The organism is Haladaptatus sp. R4, from assembly GCF_001625445.1.
GTDB lineage: Archaea > Halobacteriota > Halobacteria > Halobacteriales > Haladaptataceae > Haladaptatus.
Window position 1 is genome coordinate 118,014 of record NZ_LWHG01000032.1, and the last position, 20,185, is coordinate 138,198.

14 protein-coding genes and 7 pseudogenes are annotated in these 20,185 nt (G+C 62.2%); 13 read left to right on the forward strand and 8 right to left on the reverse strand.

Going from position 1 to position 20,185, the window contains the following annotated elements:
* The first annotated feature begins 12 nt into the window (after nt 1-12).
* Entirely contained in the window at nt 13-300 is a 288-nt protein-coding gene (locus A4G99_RS22350; RefSeq protein WP_066148437.1) for a hypothetical protein, read from the forward strand.
* Here A4G99_RS22350 and A4G99_RS22355 read toward each other — a convergent pair whose 3' ends face one another.
* Both A4G99_RS22355 and A4G99_RS22360 read right to left on the reverse strand, forming a co-directional pair.
* The gene (locus A4G99_RS22355; RefSeq protein WP_066148439.1) at nt 301-1,038 is read right to left on the reverse strand and encodes a CPBP family intramembrane glutamic endopeptidase; all 738 of its coding nucleotides are present in this window, start codon (nt 1,036-1,038) and stop codon (nt 301-303) included.
* 233 nt (nt 1,039-1,271) lie between these two features.
* Nucleotides 1,272-3,067: pseudogene (locus A4G99_RS22360) on the reverse strand (S9 family peptidase).
* Between the two features lie 291 nt (nt 3,068-3,358).
* Between A4G99_RS22360 and A4G99_RS29085 the strand changes: the two are divergent.
* From A4G99_RS29085 to A4G99_RS22395, 11 genes and pseudogenes are all read left to right on the forward strand, one after another.
* Nucleotides 3,359-3,529 (forward strand): annotated as a pseudogene (locus A4G99_RS29085) (hypothetical protein); the annotation flags it as partial.
* Between the two features lie 76 nt (nt 3,530-3,605).
* Nucleotides 3,606-4,307: a cation:proton antiporter gene (locus A4G99_RS28025; protein WP_255359187.1), complete on the forward strand. Its 702-nt coding sequence runs from the start codon at nt 3,606-3,608 to the stop codon at nt 4,305-4,307.
* Nucleotides 4,298-5,206, forward strand: a complete 909-nt coding sequence (locus A4G99_RS28030) for a TrkA family potassium uptake protein (protein WP_223302143.1) — start codon at nt 4,298-4,300, stop codon at nt 5,204-5,206. Before A4G99_RS28025 ends, A4G99_RS28030 begins: the two co-directional genes overlap by 10 nt.
* Nucleotides 5,207-5,289: 83 nt before the next feature.
* Complete coding sequence (locus tag A4G99_RS28035; protein WP_223302144.1) at nt 5,290-5,706, forward strand: hypothetical protein; 417 nt, start codon at nt 5,290-5,292, stop codon at nt 5,704-5,706.
* Nucleotides 5,706-6,305, forward strand: a complete 600-nt coding sequence (locus A4G99_RS28040; protein WP_223302145.1) for a HEAT repeat domain-containing protein — start codon at nt 5,706-5,708, stop codon at nt 6,303-6,305. Before A4G99_RS28035 ends, A4G99_RS28040 begins: the two co-directional genes overlap by 1 nt.
* 132 nt (nt 6,306-6,437) lie before the next feature.
* On the forward strand, nt 6,438-7,358 hold the full coding sequence (locus tag A4G99_RS22375) for a thioredoxin reductase (protein ID WP_342764545.1): 921 nt from the start codon (nt 6,438-6,440) through the stop codon (nt 7,356-7,358).
* Between the two features lie 75 nt (nt 7,359-7,433).
* A pseudogene (locus tag A4G99_RS22380) lies at nt 7,434-8,639 on the forward strand (ABC transporter substrate-binding protein).
* A complete protein-coding gene (locus A4G99_RS22385) occupies nt 8,640-9,848 on the forward strand; it encodes an ABC transporter substrate-binding protein (protein WP_066148441.1) in 1,209 nt (402 codons plus the stop codon).
* A 2-nt stretch (nt 9,849-9,850) separates the two neighbouring features.
* Nucleotides 9,851-11,129, forward strand: a pseudogene (locus A4G99_RS22390) (ABC transporter substrate-binding protein).
* A gap of 183 nt (nt 11,130-11,312) precedes the next feature.
* Entirely contained in the window at nt 11,313-11,471 is a 159-nt protein-coding gene (locus A4G99_RS26265) for a hypothetical protein (RefSeq protein ID WP_190303851.1), read from the forward strand.
* Nucleotides 11,472-11,728: 257 nt separating this feature from the next.
* Nucleotides 11,729-12,967 carry a permease gene (locus tag A4G99_RS22395; protein WP_066148442.1) on the forward strand — a complete coding sequence of 413 codons (1,239 nt, stop codon included), beginning with the start codon at nt 11,729-11,731 and terminating at the stop codon, nt 12,965-12,967.
* A gap of 60 nt (nt 12,968-13,027) precedes the next feature.
* Here the strand turns inward: A4G99_RS22395 and A4G99_RS22400 are convergent.
* From A4G99_RS22400 to A4G99_RS26270, 3 genes and pseudogenes are all read right to left on the reverse strand, one after another.
* Nucleotides 13,028-14,301, reverse strand: a pseudogene (locus A4G99_RS22400) (MFS transporter).
* Between the two features lie 73 nt (nt 14,302-14,374).
* A pseudogene (locus A4G99_RS22405) lies at nt 14,375-15,480 on the reverse strand (MBL fold metallo-hydrolase).
* A 99-nt stretch (nt 15,481-15,579) separates the two neighbouring features.
* Nucleotides 15,580-15,732, reverse strand: a complete 153-nt coding sequence (locus tag A4G99_RS26270) for a hypothetical protein (protein ID WP_190303852.1) — start codon at nt 15,730-15,732, stop codon at nt 15,580-15,582.
* Nucleotides 15,733-15,897: 165 nt separating this feature from the next.
* Between A4G99_RS26270 and A4G99_RS22410 the strand changes: the two are divergent.
* Nucleotides 15,898-16,294: pseudogene (locus tag A4G99_RS22410) on the forward strand (DUF302 domain-containing protein).
* Nucleotides 16,295-16,296: 2 nt separating this feature from the next.
* On the opposite strand, the gene A4G99_RS22415 reads toward A4G99_RS22410, so the two are convergent.
* From A4G99_RS22415 to A4G99_RS22425, 3 genes are all read right to left on the reverse strand, one after another.
* Nucleotides 16,297-16,851, reverse strand: coding sequence for a flavodoxin domain-containing protein (locus A4G99_RS22415; protein WP_066148444.1), 555 nt, complete (start codon nt 16,849-16,851; stop codon nt 16,297-16,299).
* Between the two features lie 185 nt (nt 16,852-17,036).
* Nucleotides 17,037-18,404 (reverse strand): sulfatase-like hydrolase/transferase, encoded by a 1,368-nt coding sequence (locus A4G99_RS22420; protein WP_223302148.1) that lies wholly within the window; start codon nt 18,402-18,404, stop codon nt 17,037-17,039.
* Between the two features lie 127 nt (nt 18,405-18,531).
* On the reverse strand, nt 18,532-19,866 hold the full coding sequence (locus A4G99_RS22425) for a tryptophanase (RefSeq protein WP_082837998.1): 1,335 nt from the start codon (nt 19,864-19,866) through the stop codon (nt 18,532-18,534).
* Between the last annotated feature and the right edge of the window lie 319 nt (nt 19,867-20,185).

The window sequence follows — 20,185 nt, forward strand, 5'->3', positions numbered from 1 at the left end:
ACGATATTAAAAATGAACCCGAGCGAACTCGACCGACGGCTACGCGAGCGATTCGACGCACCGGAAGGTGCACGCAGGGTCGTCGTCCGGGAAGCCCGCGACCTGTCCGATTCGGGCCGGTATCGGAAACACGCGGGCATCGAACTCACCGCGTCTGCCATCGTCGGCCATCTGGAGGACGCACCGGACGACATGTCCCTCCCCGAGAAGTGGAACTGGTGGGTCGGGTCGCTCGAAATCGCCTACGGTGGCTACACCGAATTTCTCGTCGTTCGCTGGCAGGGAAGCGAGAATCAGTGACTACGGGTTGAGTTGACCCGTCACCATCAGATAGGCGAGCGCGAACTGAATCGCGTTGAACGCGCCGTGGATCAGCGCCGAGACGACGAGGTTTTGCGTGTACTCGTAGGCCGCACCGAGGACCGGCGAGAGCACGAGCAGGATGGCGAGATAGACGAGTTTTCCCGCGCCCTGCAACGAGAAGAAATGGACGAGCGCGAAGATCAGACTCGCCAGCGCGATGGCGGGCCACCGTCCGAACGACTCCCGGAGACGCCCCTGGACCACCCCGCGATACAGCAGTTCCTCGCCGGGTCCGATGAGCAGGAACGAGAGCGGAATCAGGAGCAAAAACACGTTCGGGTCGCGTTCCCCGATGGCCGCCAGTTCGTTCTGTGCCGACTGAATCCCGAAGGTCGTGAGCACGAGCGACACCACGATGAGACCGCCGTAGAAGACGGCGAATCCGCCGACCGTCCACCCGAGGTCCGAGAGCGTCGGAATCCGTGCGTGAATGTAGCCGAGGCCGCGTCCCGTGTAGTGGAGATACGCCAGTGCGAACAGACCGAAGGAAACGCCCTGTCCCATGACGATCGAAACCGCGACGAGCAACGTCGGTCGGGAGAGCAGGGCGATACCGGCCGCGGAAAACAGAATCGCCGTGAACAGGACGACGATGACCGCGAACGCGTACCCTCCAAATCCCAATCCGACTGCGGTAAACGTCGCCCGAGTCTTCGGGTTCCAGATCGCGCTCATTCGCTCGCCTCATCGAGATTCGCGCCAGTCGCTGTCGTAATTTTCCCGTTCACCCCAAATCCTCCGCCTCGTATGTTTACTCGCAGGGTACTGGTTGTTGTGTAGAAATACTGCCAGTAACCCGGGAACGAAAACGGCGGGAATCGGTTGAGAGAGTGGGAATCGCGGTTGGAATCAAAACGGTGAGAGCGATGATATGAAAATAGGTGGCCGTCCCGACACGGCAATTCGATCTACACGTGTTCGTCCAAGAAGGCTGAAATCCGCTCGAACTCCTCCACGAGGTTTTCGCGGGAGGTGGTGTGGTGGCCCTCGTCCTCGAAGATACAGGTTTCGACCGGGAGGCCCTGCTCTCGGACCTTCTCGGCGATTTGCTCGGCTTCCCCGACGGGGACGCGGGGGTCGTTCGCGCCGTGCTGGATGAACAGCGGGCAGTCGATCTTCTCGGCGTCGTGAATCGGACTGATCCGTTCGAGGAGTTCAGGGTCGTCCAGCGAACCGTACTCCTGTTCGCGGTGACTCCGTCGCCACTCGCCCGTGTTTTCGAGGAAGGTCTCGAAATCGGCGATGCCGACGAACTCGACGGCGGCGGCCCAGAGGTCCGGGTACTCCGTGATCGCCGCGAGGACCATGAACCCGCCGTAGGAGCGGCCGTAGGCGACGATTCGGTCGGGATCGACGGCGTCCTGCGCGTGGAGCCATTCGACACCGGCCTCGATGTCGGCCACCGAGTCCATGCGCTTTTCCTCGTCGTCCAGATGAGCGTAGGCCTCGCCGTAGCCCGACGAGCCACGGACGTTGGGTTCGAGAACCGCGTACCCCTGCTGGAGGAAGTACTGCTTGGTCGGGTAGAACCACGGCTGGCGCTGGTGCTGCGGGCCGCCGTGGATGTCCACGATGACGGGGGCGTGTTACCGGGTTCGGCGTTCGGCGGGAGCGTCCAGTACGCCGGAATCTCACGCCCGTCGAACGATTCGAACCGAACCGTTTCGGGTTCGAGGAACGTGTCGCGTGGGATGCCGAGCGTGCCGAAGTCGGTCCACTGCGAGACGCTTCCGGCCTCCGGATCGAGGACGAAAACGTTCTGCGGGTCGTCGCTCCGACTCAACGTGAGTGCGCACTGCTCACCGTCGGGACCGAATCCCGCACCGAAGAGCACGCCATCGGGGAAGTGAGGCGTCGCCGTGCGCTCGATCACATCGGCCTCGGCGTCCAGTTTGCCCGCGTGCACCTCCGAGTAGCCGTCCACGTTGCGTGCCCAGACGACTCGACCCGTTCCACCGTGGAGCGAGAAGTGAGAAACGTCCCAGTCGCCGCCCTCCTCGACCGTCGTGAGAGTTCCATCGTCGAGGTCCAGTCTGGCGATGGCGGTCGTGTCGAAATCGTGGTTCGTCACGCAGTAGCAGTTCCCGTCGACGTCGAACCGCGCGCTGTGATACTGCGCGTCGGTGTCGTCGGTAAGTCGCCGATGCTCCCCGGTTTCGGGATCGAGCAGGAACAAGTTCTGATCGAAACTGGCGTTCGCCTTCGAGAGGGCGAGACCGGGTTCGCCCCATGCTTCGACCGTCAGAAAGCCGCCCGCCCCTTCGTGAACGAGCGTGGCCGATTCGTCGTCGCGGCCCTGCACGTACACGTCGAACGTCGATCCCTCGCGGCGGTTGGCCGTGAACGCGATTCGTTCGCCGTCCGGACTAAAGCCGCCCCACTGGTGGATGGCTTCCGGGGTCGCCGTCAGCGGCGTTTCGGTCCCCGTTTCGAGGTCGTAGCGGTACAGTTGGTCGTGTTCGTCGCTCCCGGTGTCCATGCCGAAGACGACCTCCGGGCGCGAGGGCGACGCCGAGACGAACGAGATTCGCTCGTCGTGGCTCGTCAGTCGCTTCGGGAACGAATCCGAATCGTCGAGCGACCAGACCTGGGGCGTCCCCGTCGTGTCGGCGAGGAAGACGAGCGTCCCATCGACCGCGATGGTCGGGGAACTGGCCGAGTCGATACCGAGATAGCGCGTGAGCGGATACGGCGCGGTTGGCATGCTATAGCGTGCGAAGAGGGACGAGAAAAGGATTCGGCTCACGGTAGTTTTGATGGGTCGAAGCGGACGTGTTCGAAAATTTCGTGATTGCAGTCGTTACAATCCCAGCAGAATCAACTCCTTCGTTCGTCGCACACGGCTGAGGACGTTCGAAGTCAGCTCACCTGTAGCTACGATTACAGCAAAACCGACTTCAGATCCAACTCCTCACCACGAACGTCGGAGCAAGACCTATCGTGATTCATGACGTTCAATTGATGCGAGAACCCATCAGCGAAGTCCATCCAGCCAATGTCATCGGATCTGCTCCTCGTGTCGGCGTCGATAATCGCGCTCGGAGCGGCGTCGAAACTGCTCGCGGACCGGTACGAGATTCCGAACGTGGTGTTTCTGCTGGGTTTCGGCATCCTGTTCGGACCGGCAGGGGTTGGACTCATCGACCCGACGCTGTTCGACGACTCGCTCTCGACTATCGTCTCGCTGGCGGTCGCCATCATCATCCTCGAAGGGGCGTTCACGCTGTCCGCGTCGAACGTTCGTGACCGCGCCGAAATCGACGCTGAAACTGGTGACGGGCGGGGCGGCACTGACGTTCGTCTCCCTCTGCGGCCTCGTCCACTATCTTCTCGGCCTCCAGTGGAACCTCTCGTGTCTCATCGCCGCGCTGCTCGTGGCGACCGGACCGACCGTCATCACGCCCGTATTGAATCAAATCGAGGTTCGAGAGGGCGTCAAGACGCTACTGGAGACGGAAGGCGTTATCAACGACGTGACCGCCTCCGTGTTGGGCGCGGTCATCTTCAGCGTGGCCGCGTTGGGCTACCATCCCGACCCGTTCGGGGGGCACATGGGCGCGGACGTCATCGTGGATTTCGTGTCGAGAATCGGAACCGGCGTTCTCATCGGGATAATCACGGCCTTGCTGGCGGGATACGTCCTTCGATACCTGAGCCTGTCTCCACAGAACTCGCGGATCACCGTCATCGGGACGGCGCTGATCTCCTACGCCATCGCGGACGCGTTAGCGTCGGAAGCGGGCATCGTGACCGTGGCGGTCGCGGGGCTGATTCTGGGTACCGTGGATATCCCGTTCGAGCGGGAAATAGCGGGATTCAGCGGCGATGTCACGACCATCGTGTTGAGCGTGGTGTACATCATCTCGCGTCGCTGCTGGACTTCCGGCATCTCCTCACGCTCGGGGTGGGCGGTCTCATCGTCGTGGTTTTGGCGATGGTCGTGATTCGCCCGCTAGCGGTGTTTCTCTCGACGACCGGGACGCAGTTCACGTGGAACGAACGCACGTTCATTGCCGCGGTCGGCCCGCGCGGGATCATCCCCGCTTCGACCGCGACGCTGTTCTCGCTACAACTCGCCAACGCGGGGGTGCCGAACGCGAAGAGCGTCGTTCACGTCGTCTTCCTCGTGATTTTGGTGACCGTCGTCGTGGAGGCAGGCGGCGCGCCGCTCGCGGCCAAAACACTCGACATCATACCCATGACCGTACTCATCATCGGCGGGAGCCGAATCGGACGGGCGCTGGCGGACAGGTTGGACAAACGCGGCGAAACGCCATCATCATCGAACGCGACGGTGCGGGTTATCAACGAGTTGCGGTCGGAGGGCTACTCGGTGGTTCGCGGCAACGGAACGGACGCGGCCGTGCTCGAAGAGGCGGGGGGTGACCGCGCGAAGATGGTCAGCGCCGCGACGAGCGACGACGACCAGAACATCCTCGCCTGCCAGACGGCACGAACCCGGTTCGGCATCGACCGACTCATCGCACAGGTGAACAAACTCGAGAACGCGGACGCCTTCTCCGACCTCGGCGTTCAGCCGGTGACGCCGGTCACGGCGACGGTAGACATGATGGACGATCTGATCCTCCGGCCGAACTTCTACGAATGGCTGTCGGCGGTCGGCGACGAGAACGAAATCGCGGAGGTCGTCGTCAAGTCGGACGCGGCCGTCGGCGAACAGATACAGCAAATCGAACTAGAGAACGACGCCGTCATCGCACTGTTCCGCCGCGACGACGAATTCATCGTCCCGAAACCGACCCTGAGGATTCAAGAGGGCGACGTGGTGACACTTATCGGAAAGCGGGAAGCGGTCGAACGGAGCGTCGTCATGTTGGAGTAGTCGGAATCGGTCGGATTCGGATCGACCCATCGTCCCGCGTATTTTTGGTGTCGCCGTGAGACGCTACAGGTGACACAGAGAAAATGGAGGACGTATCCCAGCCACCGACCGTCGAGGAGGTGAGCGAACTGCTCGACGCACGGGCGTACGACGACGTGACTGCCTGCCTGAAGCGGTTCGAAACGGCACCGGCCGACGACCGAAGAGGGCTGTCACAGGAACTCCAACGCGTCGGCGAGGAGACGCCCGACGCGCTGGCACCGGTCGTCCCGGCGCTCGTTCGATTCCTCACGGACGCGGAGCGGTCGGTTCGGTTGACGACGGCGAAGACGTTCGTCGCCGTCGCCAAGCACGAATCCGACGCCGTCGCGCTGGTCGTGCCAGCGCTCGCCGAGCGCGCGCGGACGACGAGGAGTTCTACTACGTTCGCGCTCGCTCGGCCGAGGCGCTCGGCTACGTCGCCCTCGACCACCCGGATTCGGTCACGTCGCCCGAACTGATGGCCGATCTACAGATCGGACTGTCGTTCGACGAACCGGAAGTGAAACGGAAGTTGGCGAAAGCGCTCGAACACGTCTCGCTCGGCGATCCGAATCGGCTCGCCCATCGCGTCTCGAAGCTCACCGACCACCTCGATGACGACGACGAACTCGTCCGCTACCATCTCTGCACGGCGTTGGTGGCTGTCGGCTGTGCGAAACCCGAAAAAATCGGGGAAGCGACCGACGCGCTCACGACGCGGTTGGACGACGAATGCGACCACGTTCGGGGGCGGGCCGCCGAAGCGCTGGGATTGACCGCACGCGCTGAGGATGGGTCGGTTTCGCCGGAAGCGACCTCGCGGTTGGAGGGTCGATGCGAGGACGAACCGGAGTTCGTCCGCGAGAGAGCGGCGTTCGCGCTCGATGGGATCGATGATCCCGAGGCGGTCGACGAACCGAACGGCGAAATCGGGACGCTCGATGGGGTCCGCGAGACGACCGAGGCGGCCCTCGACGAACTCTCGTCGCCCGACGAGGAGAACGTGTGCCCGAACTGCGGACTCGCACTCCCGGACGCCGGGCCGCCGTTGTGTCCCGGCTGTGGGATGCCCCGGTGAGCGGAACGAGAGACGTCTCGGAATCCGAAAACGCTTTACTGTTTTAGGCGAGCCTAAAAACATGGCTCGAAACGGGAGAGACGACGAGATCTCACGGATGGGACGGCAGAGGGCCCGATACGGTGATCATCGATGACGGCGACCGAGGGCGGAGAACGACGTCGTCGTCGTCGGCGGCGGCCGACGGGCAGTGCCGTCGGGGTGTTCGCCGCGCGATACGGACTCGACGTCGTGGTGTTCGACCGCGGGAAATCCTCGCTCCGACGGTGCGGCCATCTGGAGAACTACCTCGGATTTCCGGCGGGTATCGACATCCAAACGTTCTACGAGTTGATGCACGACCACGTCGAGAAAGCGGGCTGTGAACTCGTATCCGATTTGGTCGAATCGGTGGAGGTAGTCGAGGAAGGGGAAGACGGGTTCGTCGTCGAAACGCAAGACGGACGCCGGATCACGAGTGATCGGGTGGTCGCCGCGACCCGCTACGGCGGCGAGTATCTCTCATCGCTGGACGACGGGTCGATGTTCGAGACGTACGAGTACGACGGCGACGAGTACGAAAAGTTCAACAGGTCGTACGCCGAGGACGACGGGACGACACAAATCGATGGCTTGTACGTCGCGGCACCCGCGGAGGCGGCGGATCGACAGACGCTCATGGCCGCCGGACGCGGTGCACGCGTCGGTATCACGCTTCTCGAAGACGTTCGGGAGGAACGCGGCTATCCCGAAACGATCGCAAGCCAGTACGATTGGATACGACGCGAGGCGGGGAGAACCGGCGAGTGGAGCGACCGTGACCGATGGCGTGAATGGTTCGCCGAGCAGACACCCGACGACTACGATCTCGACGAGGACGGGCGAACCGAACTCCGCGAGCGGGAAATCGACCGGCGGTTCGAGGCGTATCTGCCCGACGAGGAAATCGAACGTCGGCGTCGGCAGGGACACGAAACCCTCCTCGAACACATCGACGACGAACTCATCCTCGAAGCCGCCCGCGAAATCAGGGACGAACGTGGAACCGAGGGAAGCGACGAACGAGTGGAGTGACGTTTCTTTCACGGCCTCTTTTAGGCTAGCCTAAAAAATCGAAGTAGTTATCAGTTGTTAGGCTAGCCTAAAAACATGGCAAGAGACGGTGGAAGCCACGAAATGCCGACACGACGCGACTACGTCAAGTACGGTGGCGTCGTCATCGGCGGCGGGTTGTTGGCGGGATGTGCAAACAAAACGGAAACGGAAGCATCATCGACGACACGGACGACGACCACATCGAAGTCGTCCGACGGGTCGACGGAGACGGAAGACGAGTCCTATTCGGTTTCGATGGCACGACCGGGAAGGTCACGTTCGAGTCGGTACCCGGTCGATGGGTCGCATACGACGGCGGTTATGCGGACATGGGCGTCGCGCTGGGGAAGGCCGATGGGATGACGGGTATCGGTAGTCCGGACCGGTACTACACCGGCGTCTACGACGAACTGCCCGGCGTGAGCGTCGACCGAAAGACGCTCGAAAAGAACGATTTCGGCAAAGCCGGGATGTCCAAAGAACTGTTCTACGAACTCGACAACGACGTGCACGTCATGGACCCGAAGATGCTCGTCAACTGGTTCGACTGGAGCGAGAAGGACGTCGAAGAGATCACGACGAAGGTCGGACCGTTCGTCGGGAACGTGATTTTCCGCCGCGAGGACGAGTGGCACGACTATCGGTACTACACACTCTACGAGGCGTTCGAAAAGATAGCCGAACTCTTCCAGGAACGGGAACGGTACGAGGCGTTCGAAACACTCCACGACGAGTTCATCGCCGATATTCAAGCCAAACTCCCACCGGCCGACGAGCGTCCGAACGTGTTGCTCGTGTACGAAGGGAGCAACGAACCAGTGAAGTTCTCGCCGTATCGGATCAACGACAAGGGGACCAGCAAGAAGCAGTGGCACGATCTCGGCGTCAGCGACGCGCTCGCCAGCAGCGGAATCGACGGCATCAGCACCACCGACCGCGGGCGAATCGACTACGAGACGATGCTCGAAATCGACCCCGACGTGATACTGCTGCGCGCTCATGAGCGACAGTCAGCGACCGAATTCCGGAACACGGTCCTCGAATTCATGCGGAACCACCCCGTCGCGAGCAAACTAACCGCCGTGAAGAACGGGCGGGTCTATCGCGGTGGCTACCTCTATCAGGGACCGATTCAGAACCTCTTCCTGACCGAGCGCGCGGCGAAACAACTGTATCCAGATACGTTCGGCGAGGTAACGAACGACGAACAACTGTTCGACCGTCAAGCGGGTTGCGGACATCATCAAGGGAGAGTTCTGAATGCGCGACGGGAGCGACGGATCGACGCGACGCGAGTACGTCAAATACGGCGGCGTCGTCATCGGCGGCGGACTGTTGGCGGGGTGTACGAGCGATTCGACGCCCGAAGACGGGAAAACGAAGGCGACGAGCGAACCGACGGACGGGTCCGACGCTGAAACGGTGAAAACGACCGACGCCGACGGGTCGTACACGGTCACGATGGAGCCAGTCGGGGCGGTCGAATTCGAGTCGGTGCCCGAACGCTGGTCGAACCCCGGCGGTCCCGCGTACCTCGATATGGGCATCGCGCTCGGACAACTGGACGGGGTCGTCGCCACCGGATTCGGGTTGTTCCCGGCCGTGGCGTTCGAAGCGACGGGAATATCCATCGACGTGAACCCCGACGAAATCCCCGTCATCTGGCAGGACGGCGGCTTCGACAAGGAGATATTCTACGAAGCGGACTCCGACGTGCACTTCGCCGACCCGAACTACCTGCAGGCGTACGGCATGTCGGAGAAGGACATCGAGGAGGTATCGAAGAACGTCGGCCCGTTCTTCGGCGCGTACGGTGCCCGGCCGTACGACTGGAACAGCGACTACATGCCGTCGCTGTACGACCTCTTCGACAAGGTTGCCGAAGTGTTCCGCGAGCAGGCCCGCGGGAAACAGTTCAGACAGTTACACGCGGAGATGCTCGACGACATCGAGGGCCGATTGCCCGCCGAGAGCGACCGGCCGACCGTCGGCGTCCTCTTCGTCGGGTCGAACCCCTCGAAGGGATCGTTTCAGCTCATTCAACTCAGAGACGAGGGGTTCCGGCAGATGCACTACCGCGATGCCGGTTTCGAGGACGCGTGGGCGTCGATGGACGTCGAGGCCGGGGAGTATCCGACGGTCGGATACGAGACGCTGCTGGACGTGGACCCCGACGTGCTCATCTACGACGCACAGATTCCGTCGGCGATGGATTCGACCGAACTCCGCGGGACCGACGAGTGGCGTCGTACCTACGTCGAACCCATGCGAGACCACACCGTCGGGGAGAAACTCACGGCCGTCAAAGACGACGCCGTCTACCCCGGCGGACCGCCACAGGCGGGACCGCTTCTCAACCTGTTCAACACCGAGCGGACGGTCAAGCAGGTGTATCCGGACGAGTTCGGCGCGGACGAGAAACTGTTCGACAGACAACGAGTGAGGGACATCGTCAACGGAGCGTTTTGAACATGACAGACAACAACGGCAGTAGGACCGGCGTACCGACGCGAAGGCAGTACCTGAAATACGGCGGCGCAGTCGTCACCGGCGGCGTGCTAGCGGGCTGTTCGAGCAGCGGAGGCGAACAGACGTCCGGGAACACCTCGACCGAGGGGACGAGTTCCACGGACGAAACGAGCGGGACGAGCGAGACGAGCAAAACGACGGACCAAGGTGGCGAGGACGGGCCGTACTCGGTGACGATGTCGCCGGTCGGCGAGGTCGAGTTCGAGAGCGTCCCGGAGAACGTGATGATCTACAGCCTGCTGTACGCCGACGCGGCGGTGGCGTACGGACACGGCGACGCGGTGAACTCCCTCGGCTTCGACTCCGAGGCCGGTGGAAACACGCTGGATGCGTACTACGAACGCCTCGATGGCGTCTCCTTCGACCGGGACGGGTTGACCCAACTCAACAGCGGGACGGGAGGCGTCAACATCGATAAGGAACTGTTCTACAAGCTCGACTCCGACCTCCACATGATCGACCCGGCGCTCGTGGTCTCGTTCAAGGGGTGGGAGAAATCCGATATCGAGGAGATTCGGAAGAACGTCGCACCGTGGTTCGGCAACAACTACAGCCGTCGGAACAGCCAACCGCCGAAGGCGTACCGGGACGATTACCAGTACTACACGCTGTGGGAAATCGCGGAGAAGGTCGCGGCCGTCTTCCGGGAAGAGGACCGGCACGCGAAACTCGCGTCAGTTCACGACGACCTCATCGACAGGATACAATCGAACCTGCCGCCGGAGGACGAGCGACCGACCGTCGGCTCCGTGATTTTCATGGACGGAAAGTTCTACCCCGGGAAGATAAACACCGAAGGCTTCGCCAACGCCCACATCAGGCCGCTCGGCGCGACGGACGCGTTCACGGACAGTAACGTGACGTACCAGACGACGTACGACTACGAGACGATGCTGAAGGTCGATCCCGACATCATCCTCGAACGGTACGGAATCGCCTCGTACTACGACGTGGAGAAAATCCGGACGCAGATGGGGAACGACCCGGTCGGGAGTAAACTCACCGCGGTCAAAAACGACGCCGTCTATCCGTCCGGAAACCCGGTTCAGGGTCCGCTTATGAACCTCTTCCAGTTGGAGATGACGGCGAAGCAGCTGTATCCCGAGCAGTTCGGCGAGTGGCCCGGATACACGAACGGCGACCCCTATCCCGAAATTCCGGCAGGACGAACGACTGTTCGACCGGGGCCGGGTATCGGACATCGTCACGGGCGGTAACTGAGTCCGCGACCCGTTTCGAAGGGACGACCTATCGATGGTAGGATCCCTTTACTTCGGGTATCGCGCCGCATAACAAAGGACGAATCGGTCGCCGAAAGAGACGAGGAAATCATGTTCCGAACTCACAATCGCGGCCGATTCAGCATCGTATCCGACCTGCACGCGGCCAGCGGGGGCGCGTGAGATGTCCGTCGAGGACAACGAGACGACGGACGATGCACCGTCGTCGGACGCCGAGTACGAGATGTTGTTCTGTGATAACGGCTGGGTTGAGTTACGGAACCCCGACGATTCGGACGCTCAATGGTTGATGGCGAGCACGAGCATGGAAATACGCCAGTGATGCGTCGTCGGAACGGCTACTCGCAGTGGAACGAGAGCACGATATAAGCTCAGAAGAAAAGGGACTGGCGTTTTTCTACCGAAGAATATTAGGTTGAGATGGCGATGGAGTTTCGAGACCCACATCGGTGACGGCCATTTAGATCGAATCCGGCGTTACAGAGTCTGAGTCAGGCGATCAGTCGGGCGAAACGGGACACCGGAGGATTTTCCCCTTTAGCCGCAACTGTAGAAAACCTCGATGCCGTACTAGTTTCCATGAACATCGCAGGAAGCCTGACCGACGCCGCCACGTTCTTCGGGGAGATGACGTGGAAGACGTGGTGGGCGCTCGTCCTCGGATTCACGATTTCGGGAGCGGTGCAGGCGTTCGTGAGCGAAGAGCGGATGACGAACCTGCTGGGCGGGCGTGGGTTGCGGGAGATCACCATCGGGAGTTTCTTCGGGATGATCTCGTCCAGTTGCTCGTTCGGGGCCGTCGCGACGACGAAATCGCTGTTCGAGAAGGGCGCATCGCCGGAAGCCTCGTTCGCCGGGTTTCAGTTCGCCAGCACGAACCTCGTCATCGAAATCGGACTGGTGATGTGGATCCTGCTCGGGTGGCAGTTCGTCGCCGCCGACGTATTCGGCGGGATTCTGATGATCCTGTTGCTCGCCGCCATCACGAAGTACGTCGTCCCGGACTCGTGGTTCGACGCGGCCCGCGACCACGTTCGGTCGAACGAGGAGGAGAGCGGTACCGTCCGTGACCCCGTCTGTGGCATGGAAGTGGATCCGAACGACGACGACACGCTCAGCGTCGAGACGGACGAGGGAACCGAATACTTCTGCTCACAGTCCTGCAAGGAGACGTTCGTCAATCAGCAGGAGGACGCGACGTGGAAGGACAAACTGCTCACCGTCTCGGGGTGGAAGAACGCCTTCCGGAACGCCATCGGCGAGTGGCAGATGCTGTGGGACGACCTTGTCGTCGGGTTCATCGTCGCCTCGCTCCTCGCGGCGTTCATCCCCAGAGCGTGGTGGGCGCAACTGTTCACGCTCGTTCCGGAGGGAACCGTCGGGTGGGTCGTCCTCGGGTCGGCCATCGGCGTCCTCGTGGGTATCATCACGTTCGTCTGCTCGGTGGCGAACGTCCCCTTCGCGCTCGTGCTGTGGAACGCGGGCATCCCGTTCGGCGGCGTCATGTCGTTCATCTACGCCGACCTCATCGTCCCGAACATCGTGGACATGTACCGGAAATACTACGGGAAGCGGATGGCGGCGGTGCTGTTCGTCTCCATCTTCGTCGTAGCGACCGTGGCCGGTATCGTCACCCACTACGCGTGGGCCGCCGGTGGATTGATTCCGAAGCACAACGCGACGGGCGGATCGGTCCCGCACGCCTACACGACGGTGCTCGACGTGATTTTCACCGTCGTCTTCGCCGCGCAGTTGTACGTCACCTACTTCGAATCGAGCGGCGAAGGGGAAGAAGAGATGGCCGCCCACGCGGACTAAATTCCCACATCCTCGGTTTCCCACGTCCTCGGTTTTCTCACGTTCTTCTCACATCCCCAGTTACTCGTCCGAAACCGAGTTTCGCTCGGCGGTTCGCGGCCGTTCGTACTCGCCGAGCGTCGGGTGTGTCTCGCGCATCGAGACGAAAACGATGACTCCGGAAACGAACATCGCGTATGCGGTCACGTAGAACGCGTCCTGAATGGAGAACACGTCGGCCGTGATTCCGATGACGACCGCCCCGAACCCGTATCCAGCATCGCGCCACATCCGATACACGCCGAGTCCGGTCGCCCGCCACGACGGATGTGCGGCATCGCCGACGACCGTGATGAGGTTGGGATAACCAACAGCGCCATCCCGACGCCCGTCACGCCCGCCGTGACGACCCACGACGAAAATCCGGAGACGAGGGTGGTGGCCAGCACGCCCGCACCGGCGACGAACATTCCGGCGACGACCGGCGGCCGACGACCGATCGTATCGGCGAGTCGGCCGGTCCACAGTTGGAGTACGCCCCAGACGCCGCCGTAGACGCCGACGACGAGCCCGATTTGGGCGACGCCGAGGCCGGACGCCGAGAGATACAGCGGAAACGCGATCCAGACGAGAACGTCGACGAACTTCTCCACGCTGCCCGCCTGTGCCGCCGCGAACAGCGTCTGATCGCCGTACGTCGCTCGTTTGACGACCTCGGAAAACGACAGGTCGGCGTCCGTCTCGTCCCCGTCGAACTCGGCCCGTGCGTACGGGAGCGTCTCCTCCACGAAGAGGACGGAGACGAGACCTGCGAGGACGACGACGCCGAGCAGGCCGTAGAACGGTTCGGGCCGGAGGCCGTACTGAGCCGCGACGACCCCGGTAACCAACGACCCAACTGCGACGCCGCCGTAGCCGAACGCCTCGTCCAATCCCACCGCGAGTCCGCGTGCCTCGCTTCCCGCGAGGTCGATCTTGGCGTTGACGCTCATACTCCACGCGAGGCCTTGGTTCACGCCCAGTAGCACGTTCGCCCCGGTTATCCACCACCAGTTGGGCGCGTAGATGAGGACGAACGGAATCGGCAGCGCCACGAGCCATCCGGCGATGAGCACGCGCCGACGACCGAACTCCTCGGCCCACTTGCCGCCGTAGAGGTTCAAAATCGCTTTGACGAAGCCGAAACTGACGACGAACGACCCGATGACGAGGAGCGACTCGACGCCGAGAACGTCGCGGCCGAGGACCGGAACGACGGTCCGTTCCGACCCGATGGTGAGTCCGACGGCGAACACGACGAACAACTGAAGGGCGAACTGCCGCCAGTTGCGTCGGATACCCTGTGTGTAGTTCATTCGAAGGGGGATTCGGAGGTCAGTTTCCGAAGAGGGGGTGAATCGAGTTCAGCTTTCGAACGGAGAGCCGGGTTCAGTTCGACGCGCAGTTGTTGGGGCCGAGTTCGAGCGTTTCGGCTTCCGCCGTAGCCCGTTCTTTGCCGGTGTTCACCCGCTTGATTCGGTTGTAGTTCGCGGGCGTGTCCGGCAGGTCTTCGAGGATCGTTTCGACGAATGCCGACTTCGTGTCCATGCCGAACAGTTCGTTGTTCGCTTCGAGGTGCTCGATGGTCGCGCCGAGCGGCCGTATCTCCTCGTCGCTGAAGTGTCCGGGGGGACGACGGTGTCGTCCGAGAGGTCGGCGAGTCGGTCCAAACTGTCGAAGAGAAGCGTCGCACCCTCACGGGCGACGTCGCTCCCGCCTTCGAGGTCGGGGCGCCCGACGCTTCGAACGAACAGGGTGTCGCCGCTCAGGAGGGCGTCACCGACGAGGAAGGAGATGCTTCCGTGGGTGTGGCCCGGCGTGAACAGGATTTCGACGTCGTAGCTTCCGACCGAAATCTCGTCGCCGTCTCCGACCGCGGTGTACCGGTCGAGTTCGCGCGCGTCCTTCTCGTGGAGGTAATACGGAACGTCCTCCGCCGCGGCGAGGTCGCGCCCGCCGCTGATGTGGTCGGCGTGAGCGTGCGTGTCCGCGACGGCCACGATGTCGAGGTCACGCGTGTCGGCGAGGTTCTGATACACTTCGGTGTGCTGACCGGGGTCGACGACGAGCGCTTCGCCGCCGTCCGCGACGAGGTACGAGAGACAACCGGTACCGGGGCGGACGACCTGTGTGACGGCGTCCGCGTCCGTCACGTCATAGGCCTGATACACCATCGCCCAGCCACGCATGCCACCTTGCATCGATTTGGCGTCGTAGCCGTTGTTTCGGAGCACCTGTGCGGCCCGCTGTGAGATGACGCCAGCGACACAGACGGTTGCGACTTCCGCGTCGTGGGGGATTTCATCGAGCGACTGTTCGAGTCCGATGGCGTTCCCGCCGGATAGCTGGTCGTAGACGGGGACGTTGTGGCTTCCGTCGATGTTCCACTCCTCGTAGTCGTCCTCGTTTCGAACGTCGAGGACGTACAGGTCGTTGTCACCGTCTCGGAGCCGTGCAGCGACTTCCGTCGGGCTGATATTGGTATTGCTCGTCATACACAATACTATGAAATACAGTATTGATAAACCTGTGGATTTCCGCGTTCGTTGCCCGCTTCGACGATTCGAGGCAGAACAACCGATGAAAAGACGACGTTATCGCTCCCGCTCCGGGTTCGAACCGACGATTCCCCGTACTTTTCGCGCGATTCGTTTCACGAACAGCGCGTACTGTTCGACGGGGGACGTGCGGCAGTTCGGTCCGTCGTCGATGGTACACACATCGCCTGAATCGGTTCGTTGGGTCATGGTTCTCTGTTATCGACGTTCATCGTGGTAGTCGTCCCGACGCAGGGGGACGACGAACGCTACAGGTGAAGCTAGGTGCTACAGCCACTTGTATTGTTTCATCATTGCAAGACAAGCTGGCCGAAACCTCAACTACTAACATCCCCGACGCCGTAGGGAAAGCCGATGACGTACTACGAAAAGCGGCAGGTGGACGGCGAATTCGACGAGGTCGTCGAGCGAACGACCGATGCGCTGGCCGACGAGGGGTTCGGCATCCTCTCGGACATCGACGTGAGCGAGGCGTTCGCGAAGAAACTGGACATCGAGGACTACCCGAACTACCGGATTCTCGGCGCGTGCAATCCGCCGCTGGCGAAGCAGGGACTCGACGCCGAATCCGACCTCGGCACCCTGCTCCCCTGCAACGTCGTCGTCTACGAGACCGGACGACGACGTGGTCGTCAGCATGGTTGACCCCGAAACGATGCTCTCGGTCGTGGACAGTCCGGAACTGGACGGCATCGCGGACGACGACAAAAGTCGGTTCGACCGCGTGCTGGCCTCGCTTTCCGACGAGTAATATTACCTCGCGGACGATTTCTCCAACGAACCGACGAAGTCGGTCGTGAAGCTCTCGACGTCCGTCCAGTCCGTGTACTCGTACTCCCGCGACGTGTCGCTGTCCTCGCTCGTCCGTTTCGCGACCTGTTTCATGACGAACCGCTTGAGCGTGCCGTACTGTCTGTATTTGAGCGCCCCCGGGACGACGGCGGTTTCGTCCGGATTCCACCCCGTCTCCGCGAGGAACGCCGCGACGTATCGACGGGCGCGGTCCCGCGCCTCGTCGGTGTCCTCGGCGGCGGTAAGGCTCACGGAGAAGAACGCGGACGGTAGCCGATTCAACTCGTCCACCTGTTTTTTCACGTAGCGTGTGACGTACCGCTGGTGTTTCCCGCCGTGAACCGACGCGCCGACGATGATCGCGTCGTAGTCCGTGAGTCGGAGCGACTCGGGCCGGTACAGGACGTGCGTGACGGTCGGGTCGTGGCCCGCCGCTTCGAGCACGTCGCCGATTCGCTCAGCGACAGTCTCGGTCTGTCCTTCGGACGTACCGTACAACACGAGTACGCGCGTCATTACTGACTCCCCCCGTTCGAATCCGTCGCATCAACGGCGACGAGAAATTCCATTCCCGATTGCATCTCCCATTCCCCCCATACAGTGTCGCCCGCCGCCGCCGTAAACCGTGTGGCCGGACGCTATGATCGGGTTTTACTTGTGGCCGGACGCTATGATCGGGTTTTACTGATACCCGAGAGCCTTCAACCGGTCCGTGATTTCCTCCGGCGGGGCGTCCCCGTCCTCGTCGCTTCGATTTTCGTCGTCGGACCCCCCAGACACCATCGCGGCGATTCGTTCCTCGACGGCCTCGTGAAGGCCCTCGGGGACCGCGAGTCCTCGTCGCCGGAGAGCAGGTCGTTCGATTCCTTGGGGTCCTCACGGCGGTCGTACAGTTCGCGTTTTTCGGATTCCGTGTGGTAGATGTACGTCCACTCCCGCGTCCTGGCGCTCACGAGTAGTTCGCCGTCGTCCAATCGCCGCGGAATCGGCTGATACGTGACGTTCGGCCCGCGAACGGCGACGGACGTGACCGGCGTGGAGACCGATTGCCGGTCCAGCAAACTCTCGCCGTCGAAGTCGTGTTCGACCCCCATCGCATCGCAAATCGTCGGCGGAATCGCGTCGAGACCGACGGCCTGTTCGACGGTGTCGGCATCGGTGTCGCCGCCAGGATGCGAGACGAGGAGCGGGACGTGTATCAACTCCTCGTACAGTTTCGGGTAGTGAGCGAGGTGGCCGTGTTCCATGAACTCCTCGCCGTGGTCGCCCGCGAAGACGAGGAACGCATCGTCCCGTAGCCCCCGCTTCGAGAGCGCCGAGAGGACGCGCCCGACGCTCTCGTCGACCTGCCGAATCGCGGCGCGGTAGAGCGACTGGAGGTTGTCCAGCGTCTCGCCGCTGACCTCCCGACCGAGTCCCGCCTGGGCGTGCGCCTTGAGCATCTTCAGCGACCCGACGTTGACCCCGGTTTCGTCGCGGACGAACTTCGGCGCGGGGACGTACGGGGTGTGAACGTCCATGTAGTGCACCCAGAGGAAGAAGGGCGGTTCCGCGCGCTCGATGAAGTCGATGGCGTGACGCTCCACGTCTTGCATCCGGGAGACGTTTCGTGCTCCACCGTCGCCGCCGAGCAGTCGTCGGAACGGCGACGCCGCGACTTGGAGCCACGCCTGAACGGTCGGATGGGCGGTGAGGTATTTGCTGTAAAACGAGTCGGTCGTGCTCGACGTGAACGTCTCGAACGCCTCGAAGCCACGGTCGTAGCCCCAATGGTCGGTCAGGAATCCGTTCGCGCCGTTGAACCCCGCAGTCGGAATTCCTGCGTCTCGAAGCGTTTCGGCGAGCGTCGGTCTATCGGAAAGTCCGATGTCGCTCGAATCGGTGAAAACGTGGTCACCGCCGAGAATCGAGGGGAAGGAAAACGGCGTCCAGTTGCCGTGTGCGAAGGCGTTTTCGAATGTGGTTCCCCGTCGTTCGAGGTCGGCAATCTCGCCGTCCTTCGGCAGGGCGTCCGCTCGAAGCGAATCGACGGTGAACAGGACGGTAATGGGAATATCGTTCGTGTTCATCTGTCGCGGTGAGTGATGGTTCGCTACGTGAGAATTCGGTAGCGCAGTCAAATAGCTTGCGAGACGGTGACTCTATTGCCGCTATAGTTCACGATAGGACTCGTGAGACGCGGCGGCCAATGGTTCCTTATTCGACGGGTTCGAGTTCCGCGCTGAAGTGACGCAGTTCCTCCATCGGCGGTTCCCAGACGATTTCCAAGCCCGAGAGTTGGTCGCGCTTCTCGCCGACCGCTTCGAAGGTTTCGGCGATGTGTTCCAGATGCTCGCGGAAGTAGGTCCGGCGGGGGAGACAGAGCCGGACGAGTTGCGGGCGGTCCTCGCCGGGGAACGCGAACTCGCCGAGTTCGACGGCGCGAACGCCGCCCTCGCGGTACAGTTCGCCGACGAGAACCTGTCCGGGATACTGCTCGCGCGGGATTTCCGGCAGGAACTCCTCCGCGTCCACGTACACCGCGTGGCCGCCGGTGGGACTGTAAATCGGAACGTCCGCTTCGAGGAGCAGGTCGCCGAGTTCGGCGACCTGCTCGACGCGTGACTCGATGTAGGGCTGAGTGACCGCTTCACGAAGACCGACCGCCATCGCCTCCAGGTCGCGTCCGGCAAGTCCACCGTAGGTGGTGAACCCCTCGTAGAGGATGCCGCGCTGTTTCGCGTGTTCGAACAGGTCGTCGTCGCGCACGCCGAAGCGAACCCGCCGATGTTGGCGAGCGCGTCCTTCTTCCCGCTCATGACGATGGCGTCGGCGTAGGAAAGTTCCTCGCGGGCGATGTCGGCCACGCTCCTCCCCCTCGAACTCGGCTTCGCGCTGTTGGACGAAGTACGCGTTCTCCGCGAATCGGCAGGCGTCGATGACCAGCAGGGCGTCGAGTTCGTCGGCCACCTCGCGCGCCTCGCGGATGTTTGCGACGCTCACGGGTTGGCCCGCCATCGAGTTGTTCGTGATGGTGACGAGGACAGCGGGGATGTTCTCCGCTCCGACCTCGTCGGCCAACTCGCGGACCTTGTCGGGGTCGAGGTTACCCTGGAAGGGGTCGTCCGGCGCGACGTCCACGGGACAATCGACCGGTTTCCCGCCGTTGTTGACGACGTGTGCCCGCGTCGTGTCGAAGTGGGTGTTGTTCGGGACGTAATCGCCCTCGGAGACGGTGACGCCGTAAAGGACGTTCTCCGCGCCGCGGCCCTGATGGGCCGGGACGATTTTGTCGAAGCCCATCACGTCCGAAACGCTCTCCTGGAGGCGTTTGAAGCTGTCACTGCCCGCGTACGCCTCGTCGCCGCGCATCATGGCGGCCCACTGTGCATCGCTCATCGTTCCCGTCCCGCTGTCGGTCAGCAGGTCGATGAACACGTCCTCGGAGTCGAGGTTGAAAACGTTGTAGCCCGCCGCTTCGATGTTCGCGACGCGCTCGTCGCGGTCGGGGAGGTGAATCGGTTCGACGACTTTGGCCCGGTAGGCTCGCATATCCGAATAGGAGGAGTCCGAGTTCTTAACGTTGCTGAGAAATCATCGGTGGAAAACGGGCGTATCCGGGTGTCAAACCCCGGATCTGCACATCGCTACGTTCCATAGTCCATCCGTGTTGTGATGCTCCCCGAGTCGTGTCGTTCGCCGGTCCCGCGACCGTCGATGGGACGATCACGAGGGCGGATGCTGTCGTGGCAGTGAACTGACCGCGTGACGAAAAATCACTTCGGAAAATACTTCATTTCATTTGTAGAGATCGAAAGTCCTGTAATCGGGAAACGGTGAGTTCCACGACAAGTAAGATGAAAGCGGACGA

Coding starts and splice junctions, on each gene's coding strand:
- A4G99_RS28035 (WP_223302144.1), top strand. CDS start 5,290: ATGGAGGACGTATCCCAGCCACCGACCGTCGAGGAGGTGAGCGAACTG.
- A4G99_RS28030 (WP_223302143.1), top strand. CDS start 4,298: ATGGTCGTGATTCGCCCGCTAGCGGTGTTTCTCTCGACGACCGGGACG.
- A4G99_RS26270 (WP_190303852.1), bottom strand. CDS start 15,732: ATGACCCAACGAACCGATTCAGGCGATGTGTGTACCATCGACGACGGA.
- A4G99_RS22395 (WP_066148442.1), top strand. CDS start 11,729: ATGAACATCGCAGGAAGCCTGACCGACGCCGCCACGTTCTTCGGGGAG.
- A4G99_RS22415 (WP_066148444.1), bottom strand. CDS start 16,851: ATGACGCGCGTACTCGTGTTGTACGGTACGTCCGAAGGACAGACCGAG.
- A4G99_RS28040 (WP_223302145.1), top strand. CDS start 5,706: ATGGCCGATCTACAGATCGGACTGTCGTTCGACGAACCGGAAGTGAAA.
- A4G99_RS22350 (WP_066148437.1), top strand. CDS start 13: ATGAACCCGAGCGAACTCGACCGACGGCTACGCGAGCGATTCGACGCA.
- A4G99_RS22355 (WP_066148439.1), bottom strand. CDS start 1,038: ATGAGCGCGATCTGGAACCCGAAGACTCGGGCGACGTTTACCGCAGTC.
- A4G99_RS22420 (WP_223302148.1), bottom strand. CDS start 18,404: ATGAACACGAACGATATTCCCATTACCGTCCTGTTCACCGTCGATTCG.
- A4G99_RS26265 (WP_190303851.1), top strand. CDS start 11,313: ATGTCCGTCGAGGACAACGAGACGACGGACGATGCACCGTCGTCGGAC.
- A4G99_RS22375 (WP_342764545.1), top strand. CDS start 6,438: ATGACGGCGACCGAGGGCGGAGAACGACGTCGTCGTCGTCGGCGGCGG.
- A4G99_RS22425 (WP_082837998.1), bottom strand. CDS start 19,866: ATGCGAGCCTACCGGGCCAAAGTCGTCGAACCGATTCACCTCCCCGAC.
- A4G99_RS22385 (WP_066148441.1), top strand. CDS start 8,640: ATGCGCGACGGGAGCGACGGATCGACGCGACGCGAGTACGTCAAATAC.